At 54.8% G+C, this 23,696-nt stretch carries 23 protein-coding genes; 12 read left to right on the top strand and 11 right to left on the bottom strand.

Going from position 1 to position 23,696, the window contains the following annotated elements:
* Positions 1–133: 133 nt before the first annotated feature.
* The gene (locus G0Q06_RS04700) at positions 134–3,001 is read left to right on the top strand and encodes a bifunctional fucokinase/fucose-1-phosphate guanylyltransferase (protein ID WP_163962936.1); all 2,868 of its coding nucleotides are present in this window, start codon (positions 134–136) and stop codon (positions 2,999–3,001) included.
* A 158-nt stretch (positions 3,002–3,159) separates the two neighbouring features.
* Here G0Q06_RS04700 and G0Q06_RS04705 read toward each other — a convergent pair whose 3' ends face one another.
* The 5 genes from G0Q06_RS04705 to hemF all read right to left on the bottom strand — a co-directional run bounded on the left by G0Q06_RS04705 (position 3,160) and on the right by hemF (position 7,154).
* Positions 3,160–3,750, bottom strand: coding sequence for an HAD family hydrolase (locus tag G0Q06_RS04705; RefSeq protein ID WP_163962937.1), 591 nt, complete (start codon positions 3,748–3,750; stop codon positions 3,160–3,162).
* A 68-nt stretch (positions 3,751–3,818) separates the two neighbouring features.
* Positions 3,819–4,853: a class II fructose-bisphosphate aldolase gene (fbaA, locus tag G0Q06_RS04710; RefSeq protein ID WP_163962938.1), complete on the bottom strand. Its 1,035-nt coding sequence runs from the start codon at positions 4,851–4,853 to the stop codon at positions 3,819–3,821.
* A 151-nt stretch (positions 4,854–5,004) separates the two neighbouring features.
* A complete protein-coding gene (locus G0Q06_RS04715) occupies positions 5,005–5,154 on the bottom strand; it encodes a hypothetical protein (protein WP_163962939.1) in 150 nt (49 codons plus the stop codon).
* 1 nt (position 5,155) lies between these two features.
* Positions 5,156–6,193 (bottom strand): uroporphyrinogen decarboxylase, encoded by a 1,038-nt coding sequence (gene hemE, locus G0Q06_RS04720; RefSeq protein WP_163962940.1) that lies wholly within the window; start codon positions 6,191–6,193, stop codon positions 5,156–5,158.
* Positions 6,194–6,236: 43 nt separating this feature from the next.
* Positions 6,237–7,154 carry an oxygen-dependent coproporphyrinogen oxidase gene (gene hemF / locus G0Q06_RS04725; protein ID WP_425496119.1) on the bottom strand — a complete coding sequence of 306 codons (918 nt, stop codon included), beginning with the start codon at positions 7,152–7,154 and terminating at the stop codon, positions 6,237–6,239.
* Positions 7,155–7,344: 190 nt separating this feature from the next.
* Here hemF and G0Q06_RS04730 point away from each other — a divergent pair, with 190 nt between their 5' ends.
* Positions 7,345–8,250 carry an NAD-dependent epimerase/dehydratase family protein gene (locus G0Q06_RS04730; RefSeq protein ID WP_163962942.1) on the top strand — a complete coding sequence of 302 codons (906 nt, stop codon included), beginning with the start codon at positions 7,345–7,347 and terminating at the stop codon, positions 8,248–8,250.
* A 44-nt stretch (positions 8,251–8,294) separates the two neighbouring features.
* Here G0Q06_RS04730 and thpR read toward each other — a convergent pair whose 3' ends face one another.
* Positions 8,295–8,876, bottom strand: coding sequence for an RNA 2',3'-cyclic phosphodiesterase (gene thpR / locus G0Q06_RS04735; RefSeq protein ID WP_163962943.1), 582 nt, complete (start codon positions 8,874–8,876; stop codon positions 8,295–8,297).
* Entirely contained in the window at positions 8,869–9,816 is a 948-nt protein-coding gene (gene trhO, locus G0Q06_RS04740) for an oxygen-dependent tRNA uridine(34) hydroxylase TrhO (protein ID WP_163963337.1), read from the bottom strand. The genes thpR and trhO overlap by 8 nt, the downstream gene beginning before the upstream one ends.
* A 124-nt stretch (positions 9,817–9,940) precedes the next feature.
* Between trhO and G0Q06_RS04745 the strand changes: the two genes are divergently transcribed.
* The gene (locus G0Q06_RS04745) at positions 9,941–10,237 is read left to right on the top strand and encodes a 4a-hydroxytetrahydrobiopterin dehydratase (protein WP_163962945.1); all 297 of its coding nucleotides are present in this window, start codon (positions 9,941–9,943) and stop codon (positions 10,235–10,237) included.
* 28 nt (positions 10,238–10,265) lie between these two features.
* Here G0Q06_RS04745 and sucD read toward each other — a convergent pair whose 3' ends face one another.
* Together sucD and sucC are read right to left on the bottom strand one after the other, a co-directional pair.
* Entirely contained in the window at positions 10,266–11,141 is an 876-nt protein-coding gene (gene sucD / locus G0Q06_RS04750; RefSeq protein ID WP_163962947.1) for a succinate--CoA ligase subunit alpha, read from the bottom strand.
* Positions 11,142–11,165: 24 nt separating this feature from the next.
* Entirely contained in the window at positions 11,166–12,359 is a 1,194-nt protein-coding gene (gene sucC / locus G0Q06_RS04755; protein WP_163962949.1) for an ADP-forming succinate--CoA ligase subunit beta, read from the bottom strand.
* Positions 12,360–12,640: 281 nt separating this feature from the next.
* On the opposite strand from sucC, the gene G0Q06_RS04760 reads away from it, so the two are divergent.
* Positions 12,641–14,689, top strand: a complete 2,049-nt coding sequence (locus G0Q06_RS04760; protein WP_163962951.1) for a PAS domain-containing hybrid sensor histidine kinase/response regulator — start codon at positions 12,641–12,643, stop codon at positions 14,687–14,689.
* Here G0Q06_RS04760 and rph read toward each other — a convergent pair.
* Positions 14,662–15,423, bottom strand: coding sequence for a ribonuclease PH (gene rph, locus G0Q06_RS04765; RefSeq protein ID WP_163962953.1), 762 nt, complete (start codon positions 15,421–15,423; stop codon positions 14,662–14,664). The genes G0Q06_RS04760 and rph overlap by 28 nt on opposite strands.
* Before the next feature lie 328 nt (positions 15,424–15,751).
* Here rph and ilvN point away from each other — a divergent pair, with 328 nt between their 5' ends.
* The 8 genes from ilvN to lexA are packed head-to-tail and all read left to right on the top strand — an operon-like array spanning position 15,752 to position 22,622.
* Positions 15,752–16,240 carry an acetolactate synthase small subunit gene (gene ilvN / locus G0Q06_RS04770; protein WP_163962963.1) on the top strand — a complete coding sequence of 163 codons (489 nt, stop codon included), beginning with the start codon at positions 15,752–15,754 and terminating at the stop codon, positions 16,238–16,240.
* Positions 16,241–16,266: 26 nt separating this feature from the next.
* Positions 16,267–17,298, top strand: a complete 1,032-nt coding sequence (gene ilvC, locus G0Q06_RS04775; RefSeq protein WP_163962965.1) for a ketol-acid reductoisomerase — start codon at positions 16,267–16,269, stop codon at positions 17,296–17,298.
* Positions 17,299–17,347: 49 nt separating this feature from the next.
* Entirely contained in the window at positions 17,348–18,211 is an 864-nt protein-coding gene (gene hemC / locus G0Q06_RS04780; RefSeq protein ID WP_163962968.1) for a hydroxymethylbilane synthase, read from the top strand.
* The gene (locus G0Q06_RS04785; protein ID WP_163962970.1) at positions 18,208–19,002 is read left to right on the top strand and encodes a uroporphyrinogen-III synthase; all 795 of its coding nucleotides are present in this window, start codon (positions 18,208–18,210) and stop codon (positions 19,000–19,002) included. Before hemC ends, G0Q06_RS04785 begins: the two co-directional genes overlap by 4 nt.
* A gap of 12 nt (positions 19,003–19,014) precedes the next feature.
* Positions 19,015–19,698: a phosphoribosylanthranilate isomerase gene (locus G0Q06_RS04790; RefSeq protein ID WP_163962972.1), complete on the top strand. Its 684-nt coding sequence runs from the start codon at positions 19,015–19,017 to the stop codon at positions 19,696–19,698.
* On the top strand, positions 19,655–20,590 hold the full coding sequence (locus tag G0Q06_RS04795) for an ABC transporter ATP-binding protein (protein WP_163962974.1): 936 nt from the start codon (positions 19,655–19,657) through the stop codon (positions 20,588–20,590). The genes G0Q06_RS04790 and G0Q06_RS04795 overlap by 44 nt, the downstream gene beginning before the upstream one ends.
* A gap of 18 nt (positions 20,591–20,608) precedes the next feature.
* Entirely contained in the window at positions 20,609–21,940 is a 1,332-nt protein-coding gene (locus tag G0Q06_RS04800) for an ABC transporter permease (protein ID WP_163962976.1), read from the top strand.
* 46 nt (positions 21,941–21,986) lie between these two features.
* Positions 21,987–22,622: a transcriptional repressor LexA gene (lexA, locus tag G0Q06_RS04805; protein WP_163962978.1), complete on the top strand. Its 636-nt coding sequence runs from the start codon at positions 21,987–21,989 to the stop codon at positions 22,620–22,622.
* A 96-nt stretch (positions 22,623–22,718) separates the two neighbouring features.
* Here lexA and G0Q06_RS04810 read toward each other — a convergent pair whose 3' ends face one another.
* Positions 22,719–23,507 carry a tRNA threonylcarbamoyladenosine dehydratase gene (locus G0Q06_RS04810; RefSeq protein ID WP_163962980.1) on the bottom strand — a complete coding sequence of 263 codons (789 nt, stop codon included), beginning with the start codon at positions 23,505–23,507 and terminating at the stop codon, positions 22,719–22,721.
* Positions 23,508–23,696: the final 189 nt, after the last annotated feature.

The raw sequence follows: 23,696 nt of genomic DNA on the forward strand, positions 1-23,696 counted from the left end.
CCATGACCGGTCTCCCCTGCAGGACTTGCCTGCGCGAAGGGCGTGACACTCCTGAATCTGGATGGGCTGGCAAGCACTAAATCGAATTATCTTTGGATTGTGCGGATGCTTTTCATGTATTTAATCACATTTAATGCAAAAACTGATCAGTTTATCACCATCCGTTGCAGATCAATTTACCGAACTGACAGGGAAAGCGTCTCCCGAGTGGTTTTGCACGCATGATCCAGCTGGAAGCAAGCTGGGCAGCGGGGGAGGGACGATCCATCTGCTGCGCGAGGCGTGGGCTTCTGCCGGACGCAAGGGAGACTTCCCGGAGTGGATTGAAAGAGAAAAAGGCATTCTGTTGCATGCCGGGGGACAAAGCCGGCGATTGCCGGGTTACGCGGCGGAGGGGAAGGCGCTCATTCCGGTACCAGTCTTTCGCTGGTCCACCGGGCAGCGTATCAACCAGACCCTTCTCGACTTGCAGGTGCCGTTTCTCGAGCAGGTCATGGAAACGGCCGGGGAGGATTCCCGATGGCTCATTGCCAGCGGTGATGTCATGCTCCATGCGGATCGCCTTCCGGCGTCGCTTCCTTCCGCGGATGTGGTATGCCTGGGAATTTGGGGCGAGCCGGAACAGGCCACCCGACACGGGGTCTTTTTCACACCGCGAAATGATCCGGAATCCCTATCGTTCATGTTGCAAAAGCCGACACTGGACGAAATCCGCAATTGTGCACGGGACCATTATTTCCTGTTGGATGTTGGTGTCTGGCTACTCAGTGGGCGCGCCATGCGTGTCCTGCTGGAGCGGTGCTTTACCTCAAGTGGAGGGGAATCCGGCAACAGCCCGGTCGAGGCGTATGATCTCTACGGGGACTTTGGTCCGGCTCTGGGAATGAATCCCCACCGCAAGGACGAGGAAGTCAATGCGCTCAGCTCAGCCATACTCCCGTTGGAGGGTGGGGAGTTTTATCACTTCGGCAGCGGCCCGGACTTGATTGAATCGACCTTGAGGCTGCAAAACCGGATCATCGACCAGCGCCAGCTTTCCACGACCAATATCAAGCCGCACCCATCCATGTTCGTGCAGAATAGTTTTCTCGGAAAGGGGCTTCTATCGGAGAAACAGTCTCAGATTTGGGTTGAGAACAGCCACTTGGGGGCCAATTGGTCATTGGATAGCGAGCATGTCATTACCGGTATTCCGGAGAATGACTGGTCACTTTCCGTTCCGGCAGGCCTTTGTCTTGATTGCGTGCCTTTAAAGGATGGGGGGCGAGTAGTGCGGGTTTACGGCATTCGTGATCCGTTCCGGGGACCGGTTGGTGATGAACAGACGCTCTATGCTGGAGTATCCTTCAACAGCTGGCTGATTAGCCGTGGAATCAGTCTGGAAGAGCTTGGGCTGGACCCTTCAACTGATTTACAAGAGGCAGCGATCTTTCCGGTTTTTAAAGGGGAAATTGATTCAACAATTCTCCAGTGGCTCCTCACTGGCGAGGGTGATTGTGCCAATGCTTACAAGGATTTGCGGCGTATCTCGGCGGAGACTATTTCCCGCGACGCGGACTTGCCTGCCATCAAGGAGCAACGCGATGCCTTTCTCACCTCCAGCCTGCCGTTACTGGCGAAGCATGCCGACCGTAGCGTCTTCTACCAAGTCGATCTGGAACATCTGGCCGGGCTTTATGCGGAAAGTGAATTTTCCCTGCCGGAAGCCCGCCCCGATGAAGAAAGGGAATTGTTCAAGTTTATCCGGGACGCGATGTTCCGGGCATGTGTCCTGAAGCGCCGCAACAAGAACTGGGAGAATGAGGAGGAAGCGGCATTTGCTGCATTGCGTACCGCCTTGATCAAATCTGCAAAGAGTGACCCGGTACGCCCCGCTTTGGATTGCCTGGAAGACCAGATTATCTGGGCTCGGAGTCCTGTTCGTTTGGACCTCGCTGGTGGATGGACGGACACACCTCCGTATTGTTTCCTCAATGGGGGAAAGGTGGTGAATGTGGCTGTCGAGCTGAACGGACAACCCCCCATCCAGGTTTTTGTCAGGCCACGAAGGGAAGGGGGAATCAAAATCCGCTCCATCGATCTGGGGATATCCGAGGAGTTGTATACCTACGATGACCTGCGCAGCTACGCTGATCTTGGTTCCGGATTTGCCATAGCCAAGGCGGCCCTTGCCCTCTGTGGGTTTCTGCCGGAGTTTCATTCCGGAAAGTGCCCGGATACTCTGGAGGAGTTTCTCCGTAATTTCGGCAGCGGTATCGAAATTTCACTACTGTGCGCGGTGCCGAAGGGATCCGGACTGGGTACCAGCAGCATTCTCTCGGCGACGCTTCTGGGCGCCCTGAGCGAGCTCTGTCAGCTCGGGTGGAATCACTACATTATCGGGCAGCGTGTGTTGGTCCTTGAGCAGATGCTGACTTCGGGTGGCGGATGGCAGGACCAATTCGGTGGAATTTGCCGCGGCTTGAAATACCTTGATACAGCTGCGGGGCTGGACCAGTCACCAAAAGTCCATTGGCTTGACGACCATTTGTTCACGGATCCATCGGCCCAGCCGAACATTCTTCTTTACTACACCGGGATCACGCGTGTGGCCAAAAATGTCTTGGGCGAGATTGTCCGGGGCATGTTCCTGAACAGCCAGCACCGCCTGCGGGTCCTTGAGAAGATAGGAAAAAATGCCTTAAGGTTACAGGCGTCCCTTCAGGAGGGTAGCTACGAAGACCTTGCGGCATCAGTAGATCGGAGTTGGCAGCTGAATCAGGCCTTGGATTCCGGGACCAACACTCCCGAAATCGAAGGAATACTGAAAGGGCTTGAGCCTTGGATGGCTGGTTGCAAATTGCTTGGCGCAGGTGGGGGCGGCTACCTTCTCATGTTGGCCAAGGACAGTTCCGCAGCCCAGAAGATCAAGGAACACCTCAGCAAGAATCCTCCGAATCCACGAGCTCGATTTGTCGACGTGGCCATTTCAAATGAGGGCCTGCAGGTGACGCGTAGCTAGGGCGCGGAAAGAAATTAACCGGGCCTGAAGGCCCGACTCATTGTGAGCGTGAACAGGCGATACTTGCGAGTCGGCGCTTCAGCGCCGGTGCCGATGTGAGGGAAGTTAACCGGGCCTGAAGGCCCGACTCATGGAAGGCCCGACTCGGGCTCGGGATATTAGAACGGGTGGGGGACCAGGACCGAATCCATCCCGGCTGTATCCGCAGCTTCGATACCGAGCAGGCTGTCCTCGATGACCAGGCAATCCGCCGGGGCAATCCCCATTTTTTCAGCAGCGAGCAAAAACAGGTCCGGGGCGGGTTTGGAGTGTTTGACATCTTCAGCGGTGGTGATGACTGGGAAGAAGCCATCCATGCAAATGAGCCGCAATGTCTCAAGCACGTCAGGTCTTTCCCCGCCGGAAGCAACACTTACGGCGGCCCCGGAGGCCTTGCAGCTCCGGGCAAATTCAAGGACGGGGATTATCGGGTCAATTTCCTCATGGTGGCGCTTGAAGTAATCATTCTTTTCCCGCATGACGACTTCGGCATCGATTTGGAGCGAGTGTGTCTCGTTCCAGTGTTTGATGGTTTGCTCAAGGGCCATGCCGGCCACGGACATGAAGGAGTGGCCATCCAGTTCCAATCCGCTGTTGGCTGCTTTGAGCCCGTAGTTCCATGCCCGCAAATGCAATGGCATTGTGTCGGCAAGGGTGCCGTCACAGTCGAAGATGTAGCCAAGATAGGATTTTTTTGGTGGTATAAACATGAATTTTTCAGAAAAAAAACCGACCCCGAAGGGTCGGTTTTTATAGGTTTAGGAGTCAGGGTAACAAATTAGATCTTCCCGAAAAGCGTCTTGCCGGTTGAAAGCAAGTCGTCACAGGCACGAGCAATACGGGCTGACATTCCGGCCTCACCCTTCTTCAGGTAGCCGCGTGGGTCGTAGGCCTTCTTATTGCCGCATTCGCCATCGATCATGAGGATTCCGTCATAGTTTTTCATGACGTGGTCAACAATCGGGCGCGTAAAGGCATACTGGGTATCCGTATCGACGTTCATCTTAACAACGCCGTAGTCCAATGTTTCACGGATCTGCTCAAGCTCACTGCCGCTACCACCGTGGAAGACGAGATCCATTTCGGCATCCGCGCCGTGCTTTTCCATCACAACAGCCTGACCCTGCTTGAGGATTTCCGGGCGTAGTTTGACCGCACCTGGCTTGTAGTGGCCGTGGACATTACCGAATGTCGCGGCGAAGGTGAAGCTTCCCAGCGGACTGAGGGCCTCATAGACCGCCAACATGTCTTCCGGCGTGGTGTAAAGTTTTTCTTCCGGAGTATCTTCGCTTCCGGAAGCTCCGTCTTCTTCACCACCGACTACACCGGCTTCCACCTCAAGAACGATTTCGTTCTCAGCGCAGAGCTTCATGTATTCCTTGCTGATGGCGATATTCTCTTCGAGCGGCAAGCCAGAGGCATCCAGCATGTGGTTCTGGAAAAGGTTGTTTTCACCCTTTGCCCGGCGAGCGGTTGTGGCCTCAATGAGTGGCTTGAGGAAACTGGCTGCTTTCTCGGGCTGGCAGTGGTCGGTATTGAGTGCGACGAGGACGTCGTACTGCTCGGCCAGCCGGTGAGCTGCTTCGGCGAGGATGATGACCCCGTAGGCGGCATCAGAGTTATTGAGGCCGGAGGCAAACTGCCCGGCACCCGTTGAAAACTGGATGATCCCGTCGGACTTTTGGTCGGCGAAGGCCTTGAAAGCGGCATTCAGCGTCTGAATCGAGGTGCAGTTAATGGCCGGGTAGGCGTATCCGCCTTTTTGAGCCGCATCCAGCATGGACGCGAATTGTTTCGGTGTGGCTATAGACATGTTATTTTCTGTTTTATGTTAATGAAAGTGAGGGGAGAGTCTTTAGGACCCAAGCGGCTTAGATCAAGAATTATTATAAAAGCCGGGAATTAGCTGCCTTGAATGGGTCTGGAATCAAAGTCTCGATGGCATTGAATCAGGCATGCGGCCATCAATCGGCAAAAAAGAGGAAGAAAATCGTCTGAAAGGCAATGTAAGCGAGGATGACGATTAAAATCCATGAAAGAGGCCAAGGCTTTTTGGCCTGAGGCAATGGGTCGATGTTCTCCGATTCCACAGGATCTGGGCTGTTTTCAGGCATTCTATCCCTTTTGCTTTGCCCCATCAATTGTCTCAAGCACGGCTTGCACCGTTTCGATACGGGCTTGCGGGGTAATGCCGTGTCCAAGATTGAAGATATAACGTTTCCATGGTGCCATGGCGTAAAGGAGTTTGTGCGTGGCCTCGGCGGCAGCCTTGGGCTCGCCTGTCATGATCTCCGGGTCAAGATTGCCCTGGACTGCGATGTCGGCGGGCAGATGGCTACGCCAGGAGGGAAGATCAATGGAATGGTCTGCGGCGAGCGCGCGCGCCCCGGATTTGGCCAGTTCACCCCGATGGCTGGTCATGCCTTTTGAGAAGAGGATGACGGGTGTGGTCTTGGGAATCGCCTCAATGATCCGGTTAATCCACTTGAGGGAGCAGTCCCAGTAGTGACCCTCGGGGGCAGCTGCGGCCCACGAGTCAAAAATCTGCACGGCATCCACGCCCGCCTCGACCTGGCTCTTGAAGAGCTCAATGACGGCTAGGGTGAGTTTTTCCATCAAGCAGTCGAAGAGTGCGCGGTCCTTGATGAACATGTCCCTCGCATGCGAAAAATCCTTGCTCGAGCCGCCCTCAATCATGTAGGTCGCCAGCGTCCAGGGAGCGCCCCCGAAGCCCAGCAGGGCCTTGGAATTTCCAAGTTCGGCCCGGACAAGCCGGAGGGCATCAGCGATATAGGCAGTCTTTTCGCGCACGGCTGAGGGATCGAGGGTTTCGACTTCCCCATGGCTGCGGATGGCTCCGGCCATTTCAATCCCGCCCTGTTCCCGGAAGGAATAGGGAAGTCCCATCGCTTCCGGGACGATGAGGATATCGCTGAAAATGATAGCGGCATCAAGCTGCGGGAATCGCCTGAGTGGCTGAAGCGTGACCTCAGTCGCCAGATCAGGGGTCTTTACCATGGTGACAAAATCGTATTTCGTCTTGAGCTCCCGGTATTCGGGCAGGTAGCGCCCGGCTTGCCGCATGATCCAGACAGGCGGGCGGTCCGGGGCGTTATTCGTGAAGGCATTCAGGAAACGGTCGCGGGAGGTCATGTAATTTTCAGGGACTTGGGCTGAAGGGTTTAATTTAATGGAATCAGGAGCTTATCCAATCGCGTGGTTTTAAAAAGTCACGCACAAGTGACTCCTCGGGAGAACCCGGGACCGGTGTGTGATTGTAAGCCCATTGAACCTGTGGAGGAAGCGACATCAGGATGCTCTCCGTACGGCCGTTGCTTTGGAGGCCAAAGAGGGTTCCGCGGTCGTAAAGCAGATTGAACTCAACATAGCGTCCCCGGCGGATTTTCTGAAAGGATTTTTGATCGTGATTGTAGGGCGTGTTTTTCCGCTTGAGAGCGATTCCCTCCCATGCGGGGAGGAAGGCGTTCCCGATGGATTGGGTAAGGGAAAAGGAGTCCTGTGGTCCCAATTCATCAAAATCGTCAAAGAAGAGCCCACCGATGCCCCGGGCTTCCCCTCGATGGGGGAGATGGAAATACTGGTCGCAAGCAGCCTTGAATCTTGGATAGAGGTCATTGCCGAAAGGCGCGCAGGCATCGTGTGCCGCTTGGTGCCAGGTGATGGCATCCTCCTCAAACCCATAGCAGGGAGTGAGGTCGAAGCCGCCTCCAAACCACCAGATGGGTGGCGCATCGGTATCATCCCGGGTGGAAAAGTAACGCACATTCATGTGTGTGCAGGGGACAAAAGGGTTTTGTGGGTGAAAGACCACGGAGACGCCCATTGCCTCAAAGGGACGGTTTGCCAATTGCGGGCGGGTCTTCGTGGCCGAGGGAGGGAGGCTTGCTCCTGTGACATGCGAGAAGTTCACGCCGCCTTTCTCAACAAGCCGTCCGTCGGTAATGACATGGCTCAGTCCTCCTCCACCTTCTTCCCGTTGCCATGAATCCTCGGCGTGGAGGGCCTCCGGATCCAGAAAAGTGAGGCGTTCGATCAGGCCCCGATGCAGTCCGGTAAAGTAGGCTTTGATGGCGGAGGATTCGATCATGTCCAACTTTGTTTCATTGAATAGGGAAGAAGCGGTCAAAGAAAAAGAGACAAGGAGCAGCGGGATCAACCACGGATTACACGGATCACACAGATATAGAATTGGGATCAGCCTAATCTATGAAATCCGCGTAATTCCTGGACCGGAATTCTGCTCAGGACTTGCTGATCAATGCCAAGGCAGGTATAGCTGCGATATGGAATCAAAACGCCTCATGATTTTCGGATGCGGATATGTCGGTAGATCCCTTGCCAAGGCAACAGCTGAGGCAGGCTGGGAGGTGTGGATCCATTCGCGCAATGCGAAGTCTTTGGCAGAAGTGAATGAAATACCGACGGAACGTCGCATCATTGGAAACCTGCACGAGGATGAATGGCAGAGTCGCTTGAAAGGGCAATGGGATGCCGTGGTCAATCTGGTCAGCTCAGCCGGCGGGGGGTTGGAAGGATACAAATTGTCCTACCTCGAAGGAAACCGCTCCATTCGCGCATGGGCGGAGGAAGCTGCGGTCAGGCGCTTCATCTACAGCAGCGCGACCTCGGTCTATCCGCAAACCGAAGGAGAGTGGGTGTCGGAAGATGATGTGCCCGAAATGAATCACCTGTCCCCAAGCGGGGCAGTCCTGCGTGAGGCAGAACTGGAAATTTTGCAGAGCGATATTTTTCCTGAGCGAGTCGTGGCCCGTCTGGCGGGAATCTATGGCCCGGGTCGGCATTTGTATTTAAACCGTTTGCAGGAGGGGGCCCAATCCCTGCCCGGGGATGGGTCAGCATGGCTGAACCTGATTTACCTGAAGGACATTGTGACCGCCCTGATCCAATTGTTAGATGCGCCGATGCCCAACGTGGCGGAGGTTTTTAATGTGGTTGATGATGAGCCTGCGCGGAAGCAGGAGATCGTCGACTGGCTGGCGACCAAGCTGGGACTGCCGACAATCCCTTTTAATCCAGATGATTTGGGCCCACGCGCCTCGCGCCGGACTACTCAGGGCGGCTTGCCAAATCGTCGGGTCAGCAACGCGAAACTAAAGGAATCCATTGGCTGGAAACCGTCCCATCCAAGTTTTCGCGAGGGCTATGCAGATATCCTGAAGGGGCGGTGATACTCTCATAAGCTTTAGGATTCGCGCGCTCTCAGCTCGTACAATCAGTGTGTGAGCTCCCATGTCCGCTCGATCGAGTAGACCCGCTTTCCCTCAATCTCCTGGCTTTGCATCAAATGGAAGGCATCGACCTTGAAGGGCGCCGCTCCAAAATTCTGGTGGCGCTTGAGGAATTGGCGGACTGACTCATCGGCAGCATGGTTGACCCGTGCCACCGTGATGTGGGGATGATAAATGCGCTTTTCCGGTTCAATGCCGATATTGAAGAGGGCGTCCTCTATTCGCTTGTGAAGCTGGAAGAGGTGAGGATGTCCGGTAGCGAGTCCTGCCCAGACGGCATGGGCCTTTCCCATCGGTGGAAAGCTGCCGAGTCCATCAATCGGGAGCAAAAACGAGCGCACCTGGATCGGGTCAATAGCCGCTTCGATGGTCTCCTGAAATTGGCCCGGGATATCCCCGATGAATTTCAGGGTGAGATGAAAGCGCTCACGCGGGACCCAGTTGAAACCCTTGAGAGTCTCCTCCTGAATTGCCAGCAGGCTGTCCTTTACGTAATCCGGTAGATCAATCGAAAGGAAGAGCCGCTTGCCGCGGAAGGTGTGGATGGGCTCGCTGGAGTCAGTCATCCTTGTTTTCTTCAAATGGTTCAGGGTTGGGAAGGGAACCGATGTGGTGATCCCCCCGCGCCTCGGCCAGGCGGACCTGCAGTTGCCGTTCGCGCAGCCGGGCAATCTTTTCCTCGGAAAGTGTATTGGCGCAATGAGGACACATGACGCCCGGTTCATAGAGGGGACTGTCCCGGTCCTGATCGGAGAGGGGATTGCGGCAGCCGTGACACAGCGTGTAGTCGCTCGCCCGCAGCCCGTGCTCCAGACCGACGCGTTGGTCAAATACGAAGCAACTGCCCTCCCATGTCGATTGCTCGGGCGGTATGGTTTCAAGGTACTTTAAAATACCACCCTTCAAGTGATAGACATTTCGGTAGCCCATCTGCTTGAGCAGGGAAGTGGCTTTCTCACAGCGGATGCCCCCTGTGCAATACATGGCGATTTTCTGGTCGGGCTTCTTGGCAAGGTGTTCCTCAGCCCATTTGGGAAAATCGCGGAATGAGGGTGTCTCCGGATCGATGGCGCCCTTGAACTTCCCCATTGCCACTTCGTAATCGTTACGCGTGTCAATGAGGACGGTATTCGGATCCTCAATCAGGTTGTTCCATTCCTGCGGGTCCACATATTTCCCAACCGCTTTACGCGGGTCAGCTTCGGGAACCCCGATAGTCACAATCTCCTTTTTCAGGCGAACCTTGAACCGATAGAAGGGTGGACCCTCCGATCCAGATCGTTTTTCCTCAAGATCCTCAAAGGGTTCCAGGGAGCGGAGAAATGCCATGAAGGTATCCAGTTTCCCAGGAAGTCCTGCAATCGTGCTGTTGATCCCTTCCTCCGCCAAGAGGATGGTACCGAGAATCCCTAGCTCGGAGCCCTTGGTTTCCAGAATGGACTTCAGGCTGGCGAGATCCTTCAGATCAACGAATTTATAAAAGGCAGTCACCGCGTAATGGGTCATGGTAGGGGCACGAAAGGATATGATGGCGGAATTGACAAGGAAAGGATGGGGGCGGGACACCACCGTAAGACGAAGGCGGAACTCCAACTTTGACAGTTTACCGAATTTTGGTCAGGAATAGATTATGAGCCACATGATATCTGAGGGTGAGTTGCAAGCGGCATTGAGCGGATTACCCGGCTGGTCGGGGAAGAATGATCAATTGGTGAAATCCTTCACCTTTCAATCATTTCGCGAAGCGGTGACCGCGATGGTCCGCATCAGTTATGAGGTAGAGGAGACCAACCACCATCCGGATGTCCTCATCAGCTACAATACCCTTGAAATCCGCCTGTGCACGCACGATGCCGGTGACAAGATTACCGACAAGGACCTGCGCCTCGCCGCCCTCATTGAGAAGGTGGTCGAAGGGCTCTTGTAATTAATTGGAGTCCCGCCTCCAGGCGGTCTCAAACCTTGTATACTGAAAACAGTGCCTCAGCAATATCGCTGGGAGTCGGGGCAACGGCGATGCCGGCATCCTTGAGGGCAGCAACTTTCGCTTCGGCGGTTCCGCTTCCACCAGATACAATTGCACCGGCATGTCCCATCCGGCGCCCGGGGGGAGCTGTCATGCCGGCGATAAAGGCCGCCACTGGCTTTTTCACGTGCTCCTTGATGTAGGCCGCCGCTTCCTCTTCCGCGGATCCACCAATTTCGCCAATCATGACGATCGCCTCAGTTTCCGGATCCTCATTGAAAAGCTTGATGGCATCGGTGTGATTAGTCCCGTTGATCGGGTCTCCACCAATTCCAATGCAGGTGCTTTGACCATGCCCGCGTTGAGTCACCTGGTACATTGCCTCATAGGTGAGGGTGCCCGAGCGACTGACTACGCCGACCTTGCCCGGCTGGGCAATGTATCCCGGCATGATGCCAATGTTGCAGACACCCGGCGTGATGATGCCCGGGCAGTTTGGACCGATCAGGCGCGTGCTCGATTTCTTGAGTGCGTCCTTCACCACGGCCATGTCCTTCACGGGAATTCCCTCAGTGATGCAAATCACCAGCTCAATACCTGCGTCAATCGCCTCGAGAATGCCATCCGCGGCAAAAGGTGGCGGGACGAAGATAACGCTGGTGTTGGCGCCTTCCTTCTCCACAGCCTCTTTCACCGTGTTAAAGATTGGCAGCTTTCCTTCGAAAGTTTGTCCACCTTTCCCCGGAGTGACTGCGGCTACATATTGTGTGCCGTATTCAATGTTTTTCAACGCGTGCAATTTGCCAAAGGTTCCTGTGATCCCCTGACCGACGACGCGGGTTTCTTTTCCGACTAGTACCGACATTTAAATTTTCCTGTATTAAGAATTTCAGTTGGAGGCCTTGACCAGTTCGACGACCTTCTTGGCCGCGTCGCTCAAGCTGTCCGCAGAAGTGAGAGCAAGTCCGCTTTCATCAAGCAGAGCCTTGCCTTCCTTGACTTCATTTCCTTCCAGACGGACCACCAGCGGAACTTTGATTTCGACATTCTTGGCGGCGGCAATGATGCCTTTGGCAATCACCTTGCAACTCATGATGCCTCCGAAAATGTTGACCAGGATCCCTTCCACGTTCGGGTCGCTGAGGATGATCTTGAACGCTTCCGTGACAGCCTCCTCACTGGCTCCACCACCCACATCGAGGAAGTTGGCCGGATTGCCGCCAAAGTGCTTGATGATGTCCATCGTGGCCATGGCCAAGCCGGCTCCGTTCACGAGGCAGGCGATATTCCCGTCCAGCGCAATGTAGCTCAGGCCGTGCTTGCTGGCCTCGACCTCCTTCGGATCCTCCTCGTCGAGGTCGCGCAGGTTAACCACGTCCGGATGGCGGAAGAGCGCACTTTCATCAAAGCCAACCTTTGCGTCCAACGCGATGATTGCGCCGTCAGGAGCTGTGATCAGGGGATTGATCTCAACGAGGCTAGCGTCCTTTTCCCAATAAAATTTATAAAGCCCGGTGAGCAGTTTATCCAGCTGTTTGAGCTGGGCCTTGTCGCTGAATCCCAAACCGAAGGCGACTGATCGCTTGTGGTGTGGCTGAAGGCCCTGGGCCGGGTCGATGAAGACGCGGGTGATCTTTTCCGGGGTCTCCGCGGCAACGGTCTCAATATCCATCCCACCTTCAGTCGAGGCGATGATGACCGGCCGGCTGCCAGCGCGATCCAGCGTGATGGCCAGGTAATATTCCTTCTCGATGGCGCAAGGCTCATTGAAGTAGAGGGTTTTCACTAATTTACCCTCCGGGCCCGTCTGATGCGTGACCAAGGTGTTATTCAGCATTTTCGAGGCGGTTTCCCGTGCCGTTGACTTGTCCGGGCAAACGTGAACGCCCCCTTTGAAACCATCCGTGAAGGTCCCTTTTCCCCGGCCTCCAGCATGGATTTGGGCTTTTACAACTATCTTTCCATCAGGTAGTTGCGCGAGCGCATTATCAAATTCGGACTCAGCTTTTACAGCAATACCCTTGGCAATCGGGATCCCGTATCCGGCAAATAGTTCCTTTGCTTGAAATTCGTGTATGTTCATTCGTTTTGTTATTCGATAAAGATTTGATAGAAAACCTACAAAATTTCCTGACAACCCTTTTCTTATTTACTATAAAGATTGGTTTTACTTTCATCATATTCGGTTTTTCACTCTTTTCAGAGGGCAGGTTGATTTCAGTGGATTTTTGGATAAAAATAGGGTATAGACCTTACCTTAACTGATTAATACAATTCACTTGACCGAAAACTTTAGCCCACGTATAGGTATAAGTCCCTATAATGACTCGAAATGGCAAATTCTAGGGATCTGCTGCTGTCAACATGTCTGAAAACGAGATAGAGGAAGGAAATTCCTTCCGTACAGGCGTATCCGCGAAACCGGATGACCTGGCTCTGCATGTCCTTCATGCGTTGGATCAACCGATTGGGATCGTTGATGCAGCGGACAGTTTCCTGTTCATGAACAAGGCGTATGCCGCGCAGTATGGCCTGGGGTTAGAGACGGTCCGCGGGCAATCGATCAGCGAGGTGATGGGGGCAGACATTTACGAGAAGCGGCTGAAAGTGCTTCTGCAAAGGGCGCGCAGCGATGGGCAGGCAACTTTTCGTGGATGGATCGAATTTCCGGAGACAGGCCGACGGTACATTGAGGCGGATTTGCGCGAGTACAAGCATCCGGGGTTGGTCGACAAAGATTGCCTGATTTTGCAGTTCCGGGACGTCACGGAACGCGAGGAACTGGACTTGAGGCGACGCAAATCACTGGATTTCCAGGAGGATCTTCTGGGCCGTATTCCGGCAATGGTCTGGATTTCAGGTGAGGACGGAATTCCCTATTTTTACAATGAATCCTGGCTCAATTTCACAGGCAGCACGCTTGTCGAGCAAGTTCGTGAAGGCTGGTCCGGTATGGTGCACCCGGATGACCGGCAACAGGTTATGGACCGAATCCAGTACGCCATTGGTAACCGTGAAGTGGTCCAATTGGAGTTCCGGCTTCGCCACCTGATGGGCGGTTATCGCTGGGTACGTCTCAGTGGCCGGCCGGCTGAGCCGGAAGCCGAGGGCAAGACTGATTTCATTGTTTCCGCCCTGAATATTGACGACAGCCGCAAACGGGTGGAAGTCATGCGTCAGGACCTTGAGGAGGCTCGCCATTTGCGAGAGCAGGCGCTCCTTCAGAAGGCGGCCGCAGACAAGGCCAACCGGGAAAAGTCGGCTTACCTCTCATTGGCCAGTCATGAGATACGGACCCCGATGAATCCTGTCATCGGTTTTGCTGATTTGCTTGCCTCTGATCCGAACCTTGACGGGGACTCGAAGGAAATGGCGCAGATGATCCTGAAGGCCGGAAAGAACCTCCTGAAACTGCTTGATGAGGTCCTGGACTACGCGAAGATCGAAGCAGGTGCGCTTAAACTTTCCCCGGAACCGACCGATGTGCACGACCTCCTGATGGAGATCGACAACCTGTATGCTTTCGACGCCAAGTCGCGGGGAATCGAGCTGAGGGTGAAGGACAATGTGGAGGGCGACACTGAGCTTTATCAGGACAGACTGAGGCTGCAGCAGGTCCTCGGCACGCTCATCACAAATTCCATCCGGTTCACGCACACCGGGCATGTCGATCTGGAAGCGGCGGTTGAAAAAGTTCGTCTCAACGGCGGGCATGTGCAGATGCTGAAGTTTACCTTGAGCGATACCGGCGTGGGCATGAAACCGGAACAGGTGGATAAGCTCTTTGAGCCGTTTGCCCGCGCAGAAACTGAATTTGCCGAGAAATATTCCGGGGCCGGGTTGGGCCTTGCCATTGCCCAGAAGCTGGTGGACGCAATGCACGGCACAATAAGTGTCCAAAGCGAGGAAGGGAAAGGAACAACGATTGAGTTAACAATTCCTTTCTCCCCGGTCCCGGAGCATCTGCAACGACCCAAGACGCGGCGGAAAAAACATTCCGGTTCCCCGGAGGAGGGTGCAGAGGAAAAGGCCACAGTGATGGTCGTTGACGACGAAAAAAGCAGCCTCGAGGTCAACAGCAGCCTGATGCATTTTCTGGGCTATGTTTGCGATACAACTGAAAACGGGCGCGAGCTGCTGGAACAGTTGAAGAGGCAGAACTACGAGATCATCCTGATGGATCTAATGATGCCCGGAGTGGATGGATATGAGGCAACGAGGAGAATCCGCGATGGTGATTGTGGCGAAGTCAACCGCGAGGCCTACATAATCGCAGTCACCGGATGTGTCGCCGACGAGGACCGTGAGCGGGCTTACAAATCAGGTATCAATGCATTCGTGAACAAGCCGCTGACAATTCAGGATTTGAAGGAAGCGATCAAGGCCTACAAGTCGATGGGGCGTTCCAGTTGAGCGGACGCCAGCGACTCGTTCTGCAATTGAACCAACTTCATGATACCGCCTTTCGCGAGATCCAATAGCTGGATCAGTTGATCGTGCGAGAAGGTGGCTTCCTCACCTGAGGCCTGTGCCTCGACAAATTGTCCTGATCCGGTCATGACAATGTTGGCGTCGACGGAAGCATCGCGATCCTCAACATAACACAAATCCAAAAGGCCAAGGTCTTCAAGGACACCCACACTGACCGCGGCCACCGGCTCACGGAAAGGGGACTCCGCCAATGCGCCTTTGTTGATCGCGCGGCGAATGGCCACTTCGGCGGCGAGCCATGCGCCGGTGATGGAGGCGGTACGCGTCCCGCCGTCGGCTTGCAGGACATCACAATCCACCCAGAGGGTATGACCTGGCAGCTTGGAAAGGTCGGCCACAGCGCGCAGGCTGCGCCCGATCAGGCGCTGGATTTCCACGGAGCGCCCATCCTGGCGTCCTTTGGCAATATCGCGCTTTTTGCGGTCGAGGGTCGAGTAGGGGAGCATGCTATATTCGGCCGACATCCATCCGCCCTCCACGCCCTGGGCCTTCATCCAGCGTGGCACGTTGGGCTCTAGGGTGGCAGCACAGATAACCCGGGTGTTCCCGAAGCACGCCAAAACCGATCCGCTGGCGTGCGGGGCAAAATCCAATTCGAAATGGATGGGCCTTAATTCATCGGGCTGTCGTCCGTCAGTGCGTGTTTTATTCTCCATGCCGGCAAGGTAGAGGCAGGTTGGGAAAAAAAGCACGAAAAAAGTGAACAAAGAGAGAGGTGACCCCGTCTCAATCCCTACAAGCATTTCATGTGTTTAGATTGTAGTAGTTTGTCGTAGTTTAACTTGGTTGTTTGGATATCAGGAGTGAGGAACAGCCCCGACAGTGCACCAGCACCGTCGGGGCTTTCTTTTATTTGCTTGCCAAGAACCGTGGATGGCCTGAATGGTGAGGGTTTTGAGCGGGCCCAAATTGATGAGATAACCACCTATTCCAAACTGCTTGCGAGGTCCGCGCAGGGAGTGAGGAGAGCAAAGAAAACCAATCATGCGACACACGCTATCCGTCCTTGTGGAAAACAAGTTTGGGGTGCTGGCCCGAGTGGCCGGGATGTTCAGCGGGCGCGGGTTCAACATCGACACCCTGAATGTTGCCCCGACTCACGATCCGCGATACTCGCGCATCACCGCCACCGTCAAAGGCGATACCCAGCAGCTTGATCAGGCGATTAAACAGCTTCACAAGCTGATTGACGTGATTGAGGTCCAGGATCTGGCGCAAGGCCAGTACGCGGCCCGTGAACTTGTATTGGTCAAGGTGGCTGCCGATGGCTCCAAGCGCGCCGAATTGTTGCAGATTTGTGAAATTTTCCGTGCGAACATTGTGGATGTCTCGCATCGAAGCATGATTATCGAAATGACTGGCCGCCAATCCAAGATTGATGGCTTTCTTGAGATGATCACACATTTTGGAATCAAACAAATGGCACGGACAGGGACAGCAGCCCTTCCGCGCAATCGCAAACTCGAACTCTAATTCAAAACAGGAAAGGTTGATAAACAATGCCTGCAAAGGTGTATACAGACAAGGACGCGGATCTCCGTACAATCAAGAACAAGACCCTCGCCGTTATCGGCTTTGGTTCCCAGGGGCACGCACATGCGTTGAACCTCAAGGAAAGTGGCATGACCGTGCTGGTCGGGCTTTACAAGGGGAGCAAATCCATTCCTGTGGCCAGAAAGCTCGGGTTTGAGGTGGTCGAGGTGGCTGAAGCGGTTCAGCGGGCCGATGTGATCATGATTGCCGTTCCGGACATGAAGCAGAAGTCCGTCTACGAAAGCGAGATCCAGCCGAACCTGACCAAGGGCAAGACGCTGGTCTTTATCCACGGTTTTGCGATTCTCTACGGTCTCGTTACTCCGCCGAAGGGTGTGAGCGTGATCATGGTCGCCCCGAAGGGACCCGGCCACACCGTGCGTGCGCAGTACCTCGAGGGGAAGGGCGTGCCAGCATTGATTGCTGTTCTGAAGGGATCCGCAAAGGATTCCAAGAAGATCGCCCTGGCATGGGCCAAGGGGATTGGCTCGGCTCGGGCCGGTGTTATCCAGACAACTTTCAAGGAAGAGACGGAAACAGACTTGTTTGGCGAGCAGGCAGTTCTTTGCGGTGGCGCCAGCGCACTTGTCCAGGCCGGCTATGAGACACTTGTCGATGCCGGATACCAGCCGGAGATGGCTTACTTTGAGTGTCTGCACGAATTGAAGTTGATCGTCGACATGATGGTTGAATCCGGGGTCAGCGGAATGCGTTTCAGCATTTCCGAGACCGCCGAGTATGGTGACTACACCCGTGGACCAAAAGTGATTAACGCTTCCTCCAAGAAGGCCATGCAAAAGGTCCTGAAGGATATCCAGAGCGGCAAGTTTGCCCGTGAATGGATCAAGGAAGCTGAAGCCGGTTTCCCGAACTACAAGCAGTTCCAGAAGGATAGTGTGAAGCACCCGATCGAAAAGACCGGGGATCGCTTGCGCAGCCTCATGCCCTGGGTCAAAAAGCGGAACCTGAAGGGTGCGCAAGCCGGGTATTCTTCCTGATTTTTAATTCCCGGCTCGTGGTTCACTCCACGGGCCGGATTTTTTTACAATGCCTGAGGAGAAGCGCACAATCCGGGTGGTGACCCGCAAGTCCCCACTCGCCATGCGGCAAACCGAGATTGCCATTGAGGCCCTCGGTGCGGCTTGCCCTCATTGGGACTTTGAGCTGATTCCGATGAGCACGACGGGCGATGAGCGCCTTGCCTGGTCGCTTGAAACGAGCGGCGGCAAGGGACTTTTCACGTCTGCATTGGAAGAGGCGATCGTCAAGGGAGACGGCGACCTGGCAGTGCATTCCTCCAAGGACCTCCCTACGGAAATGCCCGAAGGGGTTGTTCTTGCAGGCTTTCTGCCCCGGGCACCTGCAGGGGATTTGCTCATCATTCGGGAATCAGTGACCGAGCCGGCTTTGATTGCCACCAGTAGCCCACGGCGCCGTGCGCAGCTGAAGGCGGTCTATCCAAATGCCGCGTGGAAGGAGATCCGGGGCAATGTGAATACACGCCTGAGGAAGATTTCTGAAGGGGAGGCGGAAGCCACCGTAATGGCGCAGGCGGGTTTATACCGCTTGGGCATTGATCATTACGAGGGCCTGCGATTTCTCCCTATCCCGATCACCCGCAGCGTACCGGCTGCCGGTCAGGGAGCGATCGGGTTGCAGGTACGGGCCGAAGATGGACCGGTTTTTGCCAGTCTGCTCTGTGAGCAAACAGCCCGTGCGGTTCATCTCGAGCGGGCTTATCTCGCGGCCATGGGGGGTGGATGCCACTCCGCCACAGCAGCCCATTTCACCGATGGCCAACTGCATGTTTTCGATGAGGCCACCGGCTATCGTTGCTTGGAGGTTCCGGAAGAAGTGAGTCATCTGAATCCCACGGGGATGACGGAGTGGGTAGCCGAACAAGTGTCATGATCCAGTCACAACCATTGAGTGGCAGGCGCATTGTCCTCACGCGCAACGTCGAGGGCGCTAGTCGGCTTGCTGGCCGTCTGAAAGCACTTGGGGCGGAAATTCTTGAAATTCCCCTGATTGAGGTCCGCTTTGATATCGACGGTGAAAGCGCAGTCGAGATTTTCAAGGAGTTTGCCAGCTATGAATGGTTGATCTTTACCAGCCGGAATGGCGTGAAACACTTCTTCAATGCTTTTCTTAAGGCTTATGATGATATCCGCTCGCTCGGATTTGTCCGCATCGCGGTTGTCGGAAAGGGGACTGTTGAGGCACTGGGTGAGTATCATCTTCGGGCGGATCTGGTTGCTCCCAGTGCCACGGCCGATGATTTGGCAAAAGCCCTCGAGGATGAGGAGACCTTGGACAACTTGAAGGTGCTCGTCATCACGGGTAACCGAAACAAGGAGGATCTGGTCAAGCGGCTCTGGGAAGACCGGGCCATTGTCGATTCGCTGAGGGTTTACTCGACACACTTTTGTGATCTGGAGGGGAACGAGGAAGCTTCGCGATTCCGCAAGGAAGGCGCAGATGCCCTGGTCTTCGCCAGCGCCTCGTCCGTGGAGGCATTCGGGGAGCAGGCAAAACATCTCCAACTGGAAAAGGGTGCCAAGGTGCCGGCTCTTTGTAGTTTTGGACCCACTACAAGCGAGCGCATGAAGAAAGCGGGTATTCCGGTTGCTGTCGAGGCTTCGGATCCCGGACTGGACGGCATGGTGGCCGCCCTTGTGGACTATTTTTCGGGCAAGGCCTGAACCAGCTGAAAGATGGCGACGCAGGTCAAAGTTTGTGGAATCACACAGCCCGGGGATGCCGAACTGGCATTGTCCCTTGGAGCAGATTTCATTGGAGTGATCATTTATGAGAAGTCTCCGCGGGCGGTTGAGCTGGAGAAAGTTCCCGAACTGCTGGAGTCGATTCCCAAGGGCAAACGGGTGCTTGTTGATGTGGCCCCATCGGCTCAGCGCCTCGAAAGCTGCCTTTCCCTTGGATTTGATGCCTACCAGATTCATTTTGACCTGGATATTCCCATGGCCTCGATCGCCACCTGGTCCGGTCTGGTTGGGCCGGATGCGCTCTGGGTGGCTCCGCGCCTCCCCGACAGCGAGCCGGATTTTCCTCAGGTCTTGATGGAGTTTGCCGAAACCATCCTTGTCGATGCATTTGACAAGAATGCGTATGGCGGAACCGGCCACGCCGGGGCAAACTGGCAACGATTCCTTGACTGCACGCTCCTTTACCAGCACAAGAGGTGGATTCTTGCTGGCGGGTTGTCACCGGATAACATCCGTGAGGCGCTCGGCTTCACGCAGGCTGAGATGGTTGATGTCAATAGTGGCGTTGAGCAGTCTCCCGGCGTCAAGGACCCGGATAGATTGAAGGAACTCTTCGCAATAATCAGGCAGCATGACAGACAACAGGACGATACTCGAACTCAAGGGGATTCATAAGGAATTCGGGGATCTGGTTGCCCTGAAAGAGGTGGACCTATCCATTTGCAAGGGCGAGTTTTTCGGGCTGTTAGGACCCAACGGTGCAGGGAAGAGCACGCTCATGAAGATCCTCAGCGGATTTATTGAATCTGATTCCGGAGAGGTTCTTATCGATGGGCAAACAGTTGGTTTGCATGACATGGCGGCGCGCCGTCGATGCGGACTCGTTCCGCAGGAAATTGCCCTTTACGAGAGCCTTAATTCGCTCGAGAACCTGAGGATTTTTGCCCGCTTATATAAGCTACCGCACAAGCAGGCTGAGGCAAGAAGCGAGGAACTCCTGAAATCCGTTGGACTTTGGGAACGACGGAATGATCGCGTCAAGGAATTCTCAGGTGGCATGAAGCGGCGTCTCAACATTATCGTCAGCCTCCTCCACAATCCTGACATTCTCCTCTGCGATGAGCCGACGGTGGGCGTCGATCCACAATCGAGAAATGCGATTTTTGATTTCCTCGAGGCCCGCAACCGCGAAGGCCTGACCGTCCTCTACACAACACATTACATGGAAGAGGCTGAGCGCCTTTGTCCGCGCATTGCGATCATTGATCATGGGGACATCCTCGCCTGCGGTGAACAAAAGGAATTGCTGCGCAAGGCTGATTTCGAAAGAGAGATTGTCATCCGCAAAGGCCCGGACCAGGAATCGTTCCTCGCCGGGTTGAAGCAACATGGAGAGCTCATGGAGGATGAGTTGGTCTATCGGCTTATGCCGTCCAGCAAGAGCCGGCTATCGGAAATTTACAGCGCCCTCGAGTCGGCCGGGCTTCCCTACGAAATCCTTGATGTTCGTCCGCCCTCCCTGGAGAGCCTTTTTCTTAAATTAACCGGCCACCGCCTCAGGGACTGAATTTAACCGATTGGAATGATGAACACTCTGCTTGCACTGGTCTCAAAGGAACTGCGGGTCTTCTGGAATGACCGGACCGCCGTTGTCCTGTCCTTCCTTGTTCCAATGGTTCTTATCACGATTTTTGGGATGATATTCGGTGGCGGGGGAGGGGGACCCTCCGGGATCAGGGTCCTTGTCGTCGATGAAGCCAACAGTGAAACGTCAGAAAAACTGATCGAAATTCTCCGGTCCGAAGATACCTTCCGCATTTTTACTGACCGCAGTCTTCCTGAAGGAGAATCCGTTCCGCTTGAGCGTGAGTATGCAGCCTCACTTTTGCAGACGGATGCGAGCACGTATCGCTATCTCCTGATCCTTCCTGAGGATCTGCTCTCCGAGGACTTTGGCTTCAACCTTGAACTGCTCTACAATCCGCAAAACACGATTGAGAACAACATCGTTCAGGGAATTCTCCAGAAGACCTTGTTCTCGCAGGGCTTCCCCCTGCTCCTCAATAACATCGAATACGGCATCACCGACTCCGTTCAAGACGCCTTCAACGGTGATCTGGCGATGATCATTTCCGAACACTTCGGAGCGGATCCCGATGAAATCCTTGAGGAGATTAATTCAGGCGGTTTCTTTGGTGGCGCATTCAGCGCGGATTCCTCGGCGGAGGGTGAAGAAACTGACGCCTCGGATGACCTCCTCGGCGGTGTTTTCAACATGGAAAAGACGCAGGTCTTCGGAAAGGGGAAGAACCCGGCCTCCCAGAGCGTTGGTGGATGGGCAGTGATGTTTCTGCTCTTTTCCCTCACGGGTGCCGCTTCCAGCCTCTTTGAAGAGCGGGACCAGGGACTTTTCCTGAGAATTCTCGCAGGCCCCGCCAACCGCACCCAGATCCTCTGGAGCAAGTTCATTTTCTGCGCCTTGTTGGGATTGTCCCAAATGGTGGTCCTGATCCTTTTCGGTGAAGTCGTTTTCGACGTCATCACATCGTGGAGACAATTGCTTCCGCTCTTTGTGGTTTCCCTGGCCGCTGCCTCCGCGGCGACCGCTTTCGGGATGCTCCTCTCCTCAATCGCCAAGACGCCCGCCCAGGCAAACGGCCTCGGAACTTTCCTGATCCTCGGGATGAGTGCCTTCGGCGGAGCCATGTTTCCGCTTTTCATGATTCCCGAGACAATCCGGACCTACATTTCTCCGTTTACCTTGGTCTACTGGGCCATGGATGGATTGCTGGCCGTCCTCTGGAGGGATGCCGGTCTGGTTCAGGTATTGCCGCAAGTGGGAGTACTTTTTGCCATCGCCTGTGTTGTTCTGTCGATCGCCCTCTGGCGCTTTCGCCGCGGCGATCTTTTTCGTTAAGTCTTCTACTTGACAGTGAACACCTGTTTACTGTACAAATGCACATATGAAGGAGTTAACATTTCGGCAGGAAGAGGTTTTGGGCTATATTCAATTACACATGCGGGACTATGGGACGTGGCCCAGCTTCCGCGAAATTGAGGAACACTTCGGGTTCAAGAGCACCAACGCGGTCATGGGGCATCTCAAGGCACTTGAAAAGAAGGGCTACATCAGCCGTGTTCCGGGACAGGCCCGAACCTTCAAGATTAATTTCGACCTTACTGAGGACGCCCGGCCAGTGGAGGCCATGGATGTCCTGGACATTCCGATCTATGGCAGCATCGCCGCAGGATTCCCCGACGGGGTGGAGTCCGGTGGTGAAATCGGGCGCCTGCAGATCGATACCGAGACAGCCGGGATCCGGCGTTCACGTCGCAGCTTTGCCTTGCGGGTGCGCGGCGAGTCGATGATTGATGTCGGGATTTTCGATGGCGACACAGTTGTCATTGAGCAATGCCCGCCCAATGACGGTGATATCGTGGCCGCGCTGATCGACGGCGAAACAACCCTCAAGCGCTTTATGAACAAACCGGGCCGTTCCCCGTATCTGAAGGCCGAAAACCGTAATTTCCCCGAGTTGCATCCGGTCTCCGAGCTGGTCATCCAAGGCGTTGCCCGCGCGGTCGTGCGAAATTTATAGATTAGGTTGGAGTACCGCCTTTAATTAGCGTTGGGGTTCTGCCTTTAGGCGGTTTTATGTCACGTGCAGACCGCCTGAAGACGGCACTCCAACATTTTAGCGACTCTCCAACATTTTCAACACCTCCGCCGTGGCGAAAAAGGCCATGGTTGCGGTGATCTGGGTGGCGCTCCCCAGGCCGGTATCACAATTGATTCCGCCGGGGTTTTCGGGATTGCGATTTTCGCAAACGGATCCGTCGGGCTGGGGAAAGCGCGGTGGCTCATCGGAATAGACGCAGGGGACCTTGAACTTCCCCTTGCCGACACGGGGGAAACGGTACTCTGTGCGGAGCTTTTTCCTGACCAGCATGAGCAACCGGTCCCCTTCGCTCCGGCTGAGGTCGTCCGCCTTGATACGGGTTGGATCAATGCGCCCGCCCGCACCTCCGACGGTCACGATGGGACGCTTGTGCTGTTTGGCGGTGGCGATGAGGTGCGACTTCTGGCGCACGCTGTCGATCGCGTCGACGATGACCGAATACTGGGTGGCAAAAAAGGCAGATGCCGAGGATTCGCTGTAAAAGGCATGGAGCTCGTGGACAATGATCTCCGGATTGATGGAGCGGAGCCGATTGGCCATGGCGTGGATTTTGGATTGTCCGATGGTCTCTTCCAAGGCGTGGATCTGACGGTTGGTATTTGTGACACAGATATCATCGAGATCCATCAGGGTAATTGTTCCGATCCCCGAACGGGCAAGCCCTTCGGCTACCCATGAACCGACCCCGCCAATTCCGACAATTGCCACATGAGCCTTCTGGAATCTTTCCAGTCCGTCTGCACCATAGAGTCGGGCAATCCCGCCAAATCGTTCGGCGTGGGCGTCTGATTCACCTTGTTGCATCCCTGACTACGAATCACGTGAATCAAACGAATGCAATACTGCGGATCGCACCAATAACTAACCACGGATTATACTGATCTTACGGATTTTGAATCATGAGATTGCTTACCTCTGAAACTTCTAATCCTTTAAATCCGTGCGATCCGTGGTTAAGTCCCTGTGTGACCCGCTGTTTGATAATTTCGGTTG

Origin of the sequence: Oceanipulchritudo coccoides (assembly GCF_010500615.1) — a bacterium.
Taxonomy (GTDB): Bacteria; Verrucomicrobiota; Verrucomicrobiia; order Opitutales; family Oceanipulchritudinaceae; genus Oceanipulchritudo; species Oceanipulchritudo coccoides.

Bases quoted from the DNA above. Each gene is read 5' to 3' on its own strand.
- G0Q06_RS04700 (WP_163962936.1), top strand. From the start codon at position 134: ATGCAAAAACTGATCAGTTTATCACCATCCGTTGCAGATCAATTTACC.
- G0Q06_RS04705 (WP_163962937.1), bottom strand. From the start codon at position 3,750: ATGTTTATACCACCAAAAAAATCCTATCTTGGCTACATCTTCGACTGT.
- fbaA (WP_163962938.1), bottom strand. From the start codon at position 4,853: ATGTCTATAGCCACACCGAAACAATTCGCGTCCATGCTGGATGCGGCT.
- G0Q06_RS04715 (WP_163962939.1), bottom strand. From the start codon at position 5,154: ATGCCTGAAAACAGCCCAGATCCTGTGGAATCGGAGAACATCGACCCA.
- hemE (WP_163962940.1), bottom strand. From the start codon at position 6,193: ATGACCTCCCGCGACCGTTTCCTGAATGCCTTCACGAATAACGCCCCG.
- G0Q06_RS04730 (WP_163962942.1), top strand. From the start codon at position 7,345: ATGGAATCAAAACGCCTCATGATTTTCGGATGCGGATATGTCGGTAGA.
- thpR (WP_163962943.1), bottom strand. From the start codon at position 8,876: ATGACTGACTCCAGCGAGCCCATCCACACCTTCCGCGGCAAGCGGCTC.
- trhO (WP_163963337.1), bottom strand. From the start codon at position 9,816: ATGACCCATTACGCGGTGACTGCCTTTTATAAATTCGTTGATCTGAAG.
- G0Q06_RS04745 (WP_163962945.1), top strand. From the start codon at position 9,941: ATGAGCCACATGATATCTGAGGGTGAGTTGCAAGCGGCATTGAGCGGA.
- sucD (WP_163962947.1), bottom strand. From the start codon at position 11,141: ATGTCGGTACTAGTCGGAAAAGAAACCCGCGTCGTCGGTCAGGGGATC.
- sucC (WP_163962949.1), bottom strand. From the start codon at position 12,359: ATGAACATACACGAATTTCAAGCAAAGGAACTATTTGCCGGATACGGG.
- G0Q06_RS04760 (WP_163962951.1), top strand. From the start codon at position 12,641: ATGTCTGAAAACGAGATAGAGGAAGGAAATTCCTTCCGTACAGGCGTA.
- rph (WP_163962953.1), bottom strand. From the start codon at position 15,423: ATGGAGAATAAAACACGCACTGACGGACGACAGCCCGATGAATTAAGG.
- ilvN (WP_163962963.1), top strand. From the start codon at position 15,752: ATGCGACACACGCTATCCGTCCTTGTGGAAAACAAGTTTGGGGTGCTG.
- ilvC (WP_163962965.1), top strand. From the start codon at position 16,267: ATGCCTGCAAAGGTGTATACAGACAAGGACGCGGATCTCCGTACAATC.
- hemC (WP_163962968.1), top strand. From the start codon at position 17,348: ATGCCTGAGGAGAAGCGCACAATCCGGGTGGTGACCCGCAAGTCCCCA.
- G0Q06_RS04785 (WP_163962970.1), top strand. From the start codon at position 18,208: ATGATCCAGTCACAACCATTGAGTGGCAGGCGCATTGTCCTCACGCGC.
- G0Q06_RS04790 (WP_163962972.1), top strand. From the start codon at position 19,015: ATGGCGACGCAGGTCAAAGTTTGTGGAATCACACAGCCCGGGGATGCC.
- G0Q06_RS04795 (WP_163962974.1), top strand. From the start codon at position 19,655: ATGACAGACAACAGGACGATACTCGAACTCAAGGGGATTCATAAGGAA.
- G0Q06_RS04800 (WP_163962976.1), top strand. From the start codon at position 20,609: ATGAACACTCTGCTTGCACTGGTCTCAAAGGAACTGCGGGTCTTCTGG.
- lexA (WP_163962978.1), top strand. From the start codon at position 21,987: ATGAAGGAGTTAACATTTCGGCAGGAAGAGGTTTTGGGCTATATTCAA.
- G0Q06_RS04810 (WP_163962980.1), bottom strand. From the start codon at position 23,507: ATGCAACAAGGTGAATCAGACGCCCACGCCGAACGATTTGGCGGGATT.